General features: G+C 48.8%; 8 protein-coding genes. All 8 read left to right on the plus strand.

Translation table 11 applies throughout. From position 1 onward, the window contains the following. Positions 1-324: L7Ae/L30e/S12e/Gadd45 family ribosomal protein (locus VB081_RS09655; protein WP_323400612.1), on the plus strand; the 324-nt coding region annotated here is incomplete at its 5' end. Beyond that, positions 311-2800 carry a translation initiation factor IF-2 gene (gene infB, locus VB081_RS09660; RefSeq protein ID WP_323400613.1) on the plus strand — a complete coding sequence of 830 codons (2490 nt, stop codon included), beginning with the start codon at positions 311-313 and terminating at the stop codon, positions 2798-2800. The genes VB081_RS09655 and infB, both read left to right, overlap by 14 nt. 10 nt (positions 2801-2810) lie before the next feature. Beyond that, on the plus strand, positions 2811-3167 hold the full coding sequence (gene rbfA / locus VB081_RS09665; RefSeq protein WP_323400614.1) for a 30S ribosome-binding factor RbfA: 357 nt from the start codon (positions 2811-2813) through the stop codon (positions 3165-3167). Next, the gene (locus VB081_RS09670) at positions 3164-4114 is read left to right on the plus strand and encodes a DHH family phosphoesterase (protein ID WP_323400615.1); all 951 of its coding nucleotides are present in this window, start codon (positions 3164-3166) and stop codon (positions 4112-4114) included. Before rbfA ends, VB081_RS09670 begins: the two co-directional genes overlap by 4 nt. Further along, a complete protein-coding gene (gene truB, locus VB081_RS09675) occupies positions 4111-5004 on the plus strand; it encodes a tRNA pseudouridine(55) synthase TruB (RefSeq protein ID WP_323400616.1) in 894 nt (297 codons plus the stop codon). The genes VB081_RS09670 and truB overlap by 4 nt, the downstream gene beginning before the upstream one ends. 2 nt (positions 5005-5006) lie before the next feature. Then, positions 5007-5927, plus strand: a complete 921-nt coding sequence (locus VB081_RS09680) for a bifunctional riboflavin kinase/FAD synthetase (RefSeq protein WP_323400617.1) — start codon at positions 5007-5009, stop codon at positions 5925-5927. A 94-nt stretch (positions 5928-6021) separates the two neighbouring features. Continuing rightward, positions 6022-6285 carry a 30S ribosomal protein S15 gene (gene rpsO, locus VB081_RS09685; protein ID WP_323400618.1) on the plus strand — a complete coding sequence of 88 codons (264 nt, stop codon included), beginning with the start codon at positions 6022-6024 and terminating at the stop codon, positions 6283-6285. 123 nt (positions 6286-6408) lie between these two features. After that, on the plus strand, positions 6409-8078 hold a 1670-nt coding region (locus VB081_RS09690; protein WP_323400619.1), incomplete at its 3' end, for a polyribonucleotide nucleotidyltransferase.

Raw genomic sequence — 8078 nt, forward strand, 5'->3', positions numbered from 1 at the left:
AAGTTCCTGGATTTTTTAGGACTTGCGGCACGCGCGGGACAAGTCGTTTATGGCGCGGAATCAGTGGATAAGGCGATCAAGAGTGGTCGCGCCAAACTAGTCGTTGTGGATGGGAATGCGTCTGATCTGACGAAAAAAGCATGTAAAGACGCATGTGCTTATTATCAAACAAAAATCATTGTCTTATGCGAAGGCGATGTGTTGGGCAAAAGCCTGAATAAACCAAACAATAAAATTATTGGGATAGTGTGTCCGAATTTTGCAAAGCATGCATGGGAAAAATACCGCACTACTTCCGGGGGTGAAATCATTGAGCAAGATTAAAATTTTAGAAACAAACAAAAATCTTTTGGGGAATGCACAGTCTGTTTTCAATACGATTTTGGAAATGCAGACGGATGCAGAGACGCAAATCAAAGAAATCAAGGCGGTTGAATCGAAAATCCTTGATATAGAAAAGATTAAAAATGAGAAAGCGCGTGCTGAACGCGAAGAGCAGCGTTTGAAAGAAGAACGCGAGCAGGCTCTTTTGGCGCAAAAAGAGCAGGAAGCCAAAGAACCTGTAATAAAGCAGCCTGCTGAAAAACCGGAGCAGAGCGTGGCACCACCGCAAGAGGCAACAGACGAGAAGAAGCCGCAGAAGGCAGCTCCTGCCGAAGCAAGCAAGCCGCAGAATACCCCCGTGGCACAAAGTCCCAGGCAGGAAAGACCGCAGACAGAAAGACGAGTTCCCGGCGAACGCACGGACGACAGGAAACCCGCCCCCCGGCAGGGTGCTTCTGAATCCCGCAGGCCGCAGCCACAGCAACGTACGCAGTCTTCACCAACGACCGCTGCTCGTCCTCCTGTTGCTGACAAGAAATTTACACCCAGAAAATCGGGTGGTGGATTTGAGCACGGCAAAACCAAAAAGCAGATCGAAGAAGATAAGAACAAGCGTCCGAAAATCAAAGAACGCATTTTTTCTGTAGACGACGATTTTCAGAGAGGTTCGAGAAAGCGTCATAAGAAGCAGCAGCAGCCTAAGATGGTGATCGAGCCGATCAAGATCGAAAAGGCGACTATTACAGAAGAAAAGATCTCTGTTAAATTGTTCTCCGAAAAAATCGGTAAACCGGTATCGGAGATATTGAAGAAATTATTGTTGTTGGGCATGATGTCGACGATCAACTCTCAGCTTGATTTTGATACCGCACAGTTGATTGCAAGCGAATACAACATCGAGCTAGAGCAGAAAATTGCGCAAACCGCAGAGGATATCCTTGTAGACGAAGCGGAAGATACGGACGAGCAGCTCAGTAAGCGTCCGCCGATCGTTACGATCATGGGCCACGTTGACCACGGTAAAACGTCGCTGCTTGATAAGATCAGGCTGGCAAAGGTTACGGAAAGTGAAGCAGGCGGCATTACACAGCACATCGGTGCATATCAGGTGGAGCTGAACGGGGAGAAGATCACGTTTATCGATACGCCCGGGCATGAGGCGTTTACGGCGATGCGCGCTCGAGGCGCACAGGTTACGGACGTTGCGATTATTGTAGTTGCGGCGGACGACGGTATTATGCCGCAGACAGTGGAAGCGATCAATCACGCAAAATCGGCGGAGGTGCCGATCATTGTTGCGATCAATAAGATCGACCGAGAAAATTCAAACCCGCAGAAGATCATGCAGGAGCTGACAGAATACGATCTGCTGCCCGAAGAATGGGGCGGCGATACGATCGTTGTACCGGTTTCCGCGAAAACGGGAGAAGGCATCGATAAGCTGCTGGAAATGATCCTGCTGGTTGCGGATGTAGGAGAATTGAAAGCAAATCCGGATCGTCTTGCGAAAGGTACGATCGTCGAAGCGCAGCTTGATAAAGGCCGTGGGCCGGTCGCAACCGTTCTAGTACAGACGGGTACATTGCGCGTGGGAGATACGATCGTTGCGGGCACGGCCTATGGACGTGTGCGTGCGATGGTGAACGATAGGGGACAGATGGTCGAAGAAGCGCTGCCGTCACAGCCGGTTGAAGTGATCGGTTTTTCGGAAGTGCCTGCCGCAGGCGATATTATGCACGCGGCTCCGGCGGATAAATTGACCAAGCAGGTCGCGGAGCAAAGGAAAGACCGCCAGAAGGCGGAGATGCTCAAAAAGATGTCAAAAGTATCGCTTGACGACTTGTTCACACAGATCGCAGAGGGACAGATCAAAGACCTCAATGTTGTCATCAAAGCGGATGTACAGGGGTCTGTGGAAGCGGTGCGTGAATCTTTGGAAAAACTGTCCAATGAGGAAGTCCGCGTACGCGCGATCCATTGCGGCGTAGGTGCGATCACCGAAACGGACGTTATGCTGGCTTCGGCTGCAAATGCGATCATTATCGGTTTCAACGTGAGGCCGGATAATATGGCCACTGCTGCGGCAGAGCATGAAAAAGTCGATGTTCGACTGTATCGCATCATTTACAAGGCGATCGAGGACATTACGGCGGCGATGCAGGGCATGCTTGAGCCGGAATACGAAGAAGCTGTGATCGGACATGCGGAGATACGTCAGACGTTCAAGGTATCGAGCATAGGAACGATTGCCGGCTGCATGGTGACGGATGGCGTTGTAAAACGCAACTGTCAGGTTCGTTTGCTGAGGGACAATGTGGTTATATATGAAGGAACGCTGAGTTCTTTGAAGAGATTCAAAGACGATGCGAAAGAAGTCGCGCAGGGCTATGAATGCGGCCTTTCCCTTGATAACTACAATGACCTGAAGGAAGGCGACGTTGTTGAATGTTTTGAAATGCGTGAAATAGAACGGTAGGTGTCTTAATATGTCAGTAAACAGAATGAACCGTATCGACGAAGAAGTCAAGCGTGCGCTTGCGGAAATCATCAGGAACGACGTCAAGGACGACAGACTTTCCGCGATGACCAGTGTAACGCGGGTGGAGATCACATCTGACCTGAAATTTGCAAAGGTACATATCAGCGTATATGATACGGACAAGAAACGCAACGCTTCCATAGACGCGCTCAATCATGGCGCATCTTTCATCCGTACGAAGCTTGCAAGAGCCGTGGATATCCGTCGTGTGCCGGAACTGACGTTCGTGCTCGATGATTCCATTGAATACAGCATCAAAATCTCCAAGATTTTAGATGATGTAAACAGTAAGGAACGTGAATGAAAGAAGTACTTAGTTTTATCAGTGAACATAAGAGTTTTGCAATCCTGACGCATCTCCACCCTGATGGGGATGCGCTCGGGAGCGCTTACGCCCTTTGTAAGGGAATTGATAATCTTGGCAAAAAAGCCGAGGTTATTTTATTGTCTGAACCTCCCAAAAAGCTTATATTTAAAGAATTTACGCCGCTTTACCGACTACTTGATGAAGTGGATGCGCAAGCGTACGACGCAGTGATCAGTGTGGATTGTGCCACATTGCCGCGTCTCTCAGATGCACAGGCATTGTTTGTGAGCAAGCCGAACTGTAATATCGACCATCATATTTCCAATACGAATTATGGCGAAGTGAATTATGTGGAAGAAGCGGCGGCGACGGGCGAACTGATTTTTGAGTTGCTTACTAAATTGCATGTGGCGATCGACCAGACGACCGCTATGGCGATTTATATGGCGATCTCAACGGACAGTGGCAATTTCACCTATTCGAATACCACGGAAAAGACATTGGCGACTTTCTCGCAGATCATGGAATGCGGGTTCCCGCTTGTAAAAATGGCAGATCAGATATTCAACCGCCGCTCGCTCGGGGCGACGAAGCTGATTGCGCGCTTTATCGAGAAAATACGCTTCCACAGAGATGGACAGCTGGCGGTTTCCGTGATCATGCTGACCGACCTTGAAGAGACGGGTGCGCTTGTTGAGGATTGCGAGATATTGATCAACTATGCGCGTGAGGTAGACGGTGTAGAGATCGCTGTTTTTGTCCGCGAAATGAGCAAGGATACTTATAAAGTGAGCTTTCGTTCTAACGAGTATGTGGATGTGGGCGCGATGGCGGCGGAATGCGGCGGCGGCGGTCATGTTAAAGCAGCGGGATGTATGATGAAGGGCAATATTTATGATATACTTGAACAAATCGATAAATCGGCAGGAAGCCATCTGAAATGAACGGTGTATTGAACATACTGAAACCACCGGCCATGACTTCGAGCGATGTGGTAACGCGGCTGCGGCGCATCCTTGATGTGCGTAAGACAGGGCATACCGGTACGCTTGACCCGGGCGCTGCGGGAGTGCTTCCCGTATGCGTAGGTCGTGCGACAAAGATCGCGGATTATATCATGGCGTCTGATAAGGAATACATTGCGGAAATTTGTTTCGGTTTGGAAACGGATACGCAGGATAGCTATGGAGCGGTCGTCAACCGGTCGGATGTGACTGTTTCACGGCATCAGTTAGAAGGCATAATACCGCAGTTTTTGGGGACGATCATGCAGCAACCGCCGATGTATTCGGCAATCAAGCATGAGGGCAAGAAACTTTACCAGTTGGCCCGTAAGGGGATCGAACTCAATAAACCCGCCCGTAAAGTGCGTATCCATACGATCGACATTCTGCATGGCGCGGATAATCGATATTTATTGAAGATACAGTGTTCCAAGGGGACATACATCAGGAGCTTGTGTGCGGATATGGGTCGTGCGCTCGGTACCTGCGCATACACAGGATTTTTGATGCGCACCAGGACGGGTGGCTACGCTGTAGAGGATGCGTGGACGCTTTATGAGATCGAAGCGCTATGCAAGACACAAGAGATCGAGCGGGCGCTTGTCCCAATGGAAACAGCGCTTGATTTTATGCCGCGCGTCTTCTGCGAGGAATATTTGTATGATATATTGACGACGGGAACACCCGTTGATCTGAACAAGGCACGCGATCTGCAGGTTGAAAAAGACGTGCACTATGCTGTGTATTGCAGGAATGAACTGATTGGGATTGGAAAACGTGCAGGAGATACTCTAAAAATCATTTCGATGCTCAAACTGCGCGAGGGATAAGCATGAAGATACTGACAAAAGAAGATTTGCCGCTCAGGCAGGAAACGGCGATAGCGATCGGGCTGTTTGACGGGGTTCACGAAGGACACAGAACGCTGATCGACGATATCAAAAAGCAACAGGGATTATTTTCGCTTGTATATACGTTTGACGGCAAGCCAAACCATGCAGCATACAAGAACATTTATACGCTGCAGGAAAAAGAAGAAATTTTTGAGGATATGCGTGTTGACGGTTTCTTCCTGCAGGCGTTCGATAAAGAATTTTCGCAACTGACAAAACAAGAGTTTGTCGAGCGGCTTGTAAATGATTTTCACGCAAAGCATATCACGGTCGGCTTTGATTTTCGTTTTGGAAGAAATGCAGAGGGCACGACGGATTATATGAAAGAACAAAGTAAACGATACGGCTATACGCTCCACGTGATGCCGCGCGTTGCGTATCGCGAGGAAAAAGTCAGCAGTTCGTATATCCGGGGATTGATACTCGCCGGTAATATGCGTGAAACGGCGGAGCTTTTGAAGCGGTTCTATTTTGTGGATGGCACGATCGAGAAGGGCAATCATCTGGGGTCTAAGATCGGGTTCCCGACGGCCAATATATCGACAGATAAGCTTTTACCGCAATACGGCGTATATGCGACGATCGCGCAGATCGACGGTAAGCTCTACCGCGCTGTGACGAACGTTGGCATCAAACCGACAGTGAAGGAGGACGATACGCCAAACATTGAGACTTTTATTCTTGATTTTTCGGGCGACGTATACAATGAAGAAATGCGCGTGTATTTTGTCAGCCAGATACGACAGGAAAAAGCGTTTGCAAATGTAGACGAACTGCGGCGCCAGATCGCTGCCGACGCACATACGGCAAGCGAGATGCTTGCGAATTTAGAGGTTTACAACGACTACATAATATGTTAAAATAATTATCGTGTACTTTTACCGGATGCTCTGATGTGCGACACTCCGACGCCACCATAGCATTACGGGGTTTACAACAAATGGAGGTAGAAAAATGGATAAGACAGTAAAAACAGAGATCATTCAGAAGTATGCTCAAAAAGAAGGAGACACAGGGTCTCCGGAAGTGCAGATTGCGCTTCTCACTTTCCGCATCAACCACTTAAACGAGCATTTGAAGGAATTTAGCAAGGACGCACATTCAAGACGCGGACTGCTGAAAATGGTTGGTAAAAGACGGCGGCTGCTAAACTATCTGAAGGAAAAAGATATCAACAGATACAGAAGCCTGATCGAAAGTCTCAACTTAAGAAAATAAGCAATTGGAGCGGGGTTTTCTCGCTCTTTTTCATGTGAACGGCTTATACCTGCCGGCCTTGAATCGTTAAGGGGCGGGTATCTGCTATAAGGATGTATCAAATTCAGGAGGAATGAATAAATTATGCAACAAAACCATGTGTATGAAATGGAACTGGGCGGCCGGACTCTCACTGTGGAGAGCGGTAAGTACGCCTTCCAGGCAGGCGGCGAATGCATCGTAAGATGTGGCGATACGGCTGTGCTGGTAACGGCCACAGCATCGAAAACGCAAAGGGACGGAATCGACTTCTTCCCGCTGAGCGTTGAATTTGAAGAAAAAATGTATTCTGTTGGTAAAATCCCCGGCGGTTTTATCAAGCGTGAAGGACGTCCGTCCGAAAAAGCAGTTTTAGCTTGCAGATTGATCGACAGACCGATCCGTCCGCTTTTCCCGAAGGGCTACCGCAATGATGTACAGATCGTTGCGACATGTATGTCAGTAGACACGGATATTCCGCCGGAAGTATATGCGATGATCGGTTCATCCGTTTCGCTCAGTATTTCGGGTCTGCCTTTTGCGGGGCCGACGGGCACAGTGATCGTTGGACTTGTTGATGGCGAATATGTAATCAATCCCGACAGCGAGCAGCGCGAAAAGAGCAGGCTGCACCTGGTGGTATCCGGTACAAAGGATGCTGTAATGATGGTGGAAGCGAGTGCAAACGAAGTTACGGAAGAAGAAATGCTTGGCGCGATCCTGTTCGGACATGAAGAGATCAAGCGCATCTGTGCATTTATTGAGAATATCAAAAACGATATCGGCAAACCTGAAAAGGTCCTTGACATCCATCAGATTTCCGATGAATTAAATGATGCAGTACGTGCATTTGCCGCTGATAAAGTGGCATGGAGCGTTGATACGTTTGACAGGGACGAGCGTGAAGAACGTCAGGATCAGGTCAAAAAGGAAGTGCTCGAGCATTTTGCAGAGCAATATCCGGACGGTGCGGCAGATATTGCAGACGTGCTGTACTACATGACAAAAGAAGTGATTCGCGGCAAAATCGTCAATGACGGAATCCGTCCTGACGGTCGTGGTTATGAGGATATCCGCCCGATTTGGTGCGAAACGGGCATCTTTGCAAGAACGCACGGTAGCGCAGTGTTCACGCGTGGTTTGACACAGGCGATGAACATCGTAACGCTTGGTGGCATGCGCGAAGGCCAGAACCTGGACGGTATTGCTGAAGAAGATTTCAAGCGTTATATGCACCATTATAATATGCCTCCCTATTCGACAGGCGAAGCAAAAATGATGCGTTCGACGTCAAGACGCGAAATTGGTCACGGTGCGCTTGCTTCAAAGGCGCTCGAGCCGGTACTGCCGTCGGAAGAAGACTTCCCCTATGCGATTCGTTCCGTATCTGAAGTCATCAGCTCGAACGGTTCCACCTCGCAGGCAAGCGTATGCGCAAGCTGCCTTGCACTGATGGACGCGGGTGTGCCGATCAAAGCGCCGGTCGCAGGCTGTGCAATGGGACTGATTAAGGATGAAGAAAACGGAAAGATCGTTGTGCTGACCGATATTCAGGGGCTTGAAGACTTCTTAGGAGACATGGACTTTAAGGTCGCAGGTACTTCGAAGGGTATCACAGCGATCCAGATGGATATCAAGATCAAAGGTATCGATAAAGAGATTTTGGAGCGTGCGCTGGATCAGGCATTGCGTGGAAGACTGCACATTCTTGGTAAGATGACGGAAGTTATGGCTGTACCGAATGACCATCTTTCGCCATATGCGCCGAAGATCAT

Source organism: Christensenella sp., from assembly GCF_034927525.1.
GTDB lineage: Bacteria > Bacillota > Clostridia > Christensenellales > Christensenellaceae > Christensenella.

Coding starts and splice junctions, on each gene's coding strand:
- rbfA (WP_323400614.1), top strand. CDS start 2,811: ATGTCAGTAAACAGAATGAACCGTATCGACGAAGAAGTCAAGCGTGCG.
- VB081_RS09670 (WP_323400615.1), top strand. CDS start 3,164: ATGAAAGAAGTACTTAGTTTTATCAGTGAACATAAGAGTTTTGCAATC.
- truB (WP_323400616.1), top strand. CDS start 4,111: ATGAACGGTGTATTGAACATACTGAAACCACCGGCCATGACTTCGAGC.
- VB081_RS09680 (WP_323400617.1), top strand. CDS start 5,007: ATGAAGATACTGACAAAAGAAGATTTGCCGCTCAGGCAGGAAACGGCG.
- rpsO (WP_323400618.1), top strand. CDS start 6,022: ATGGATAAGACAGTAAAAACAGAGATCATTCAGAAGTATGCTCAAAAA.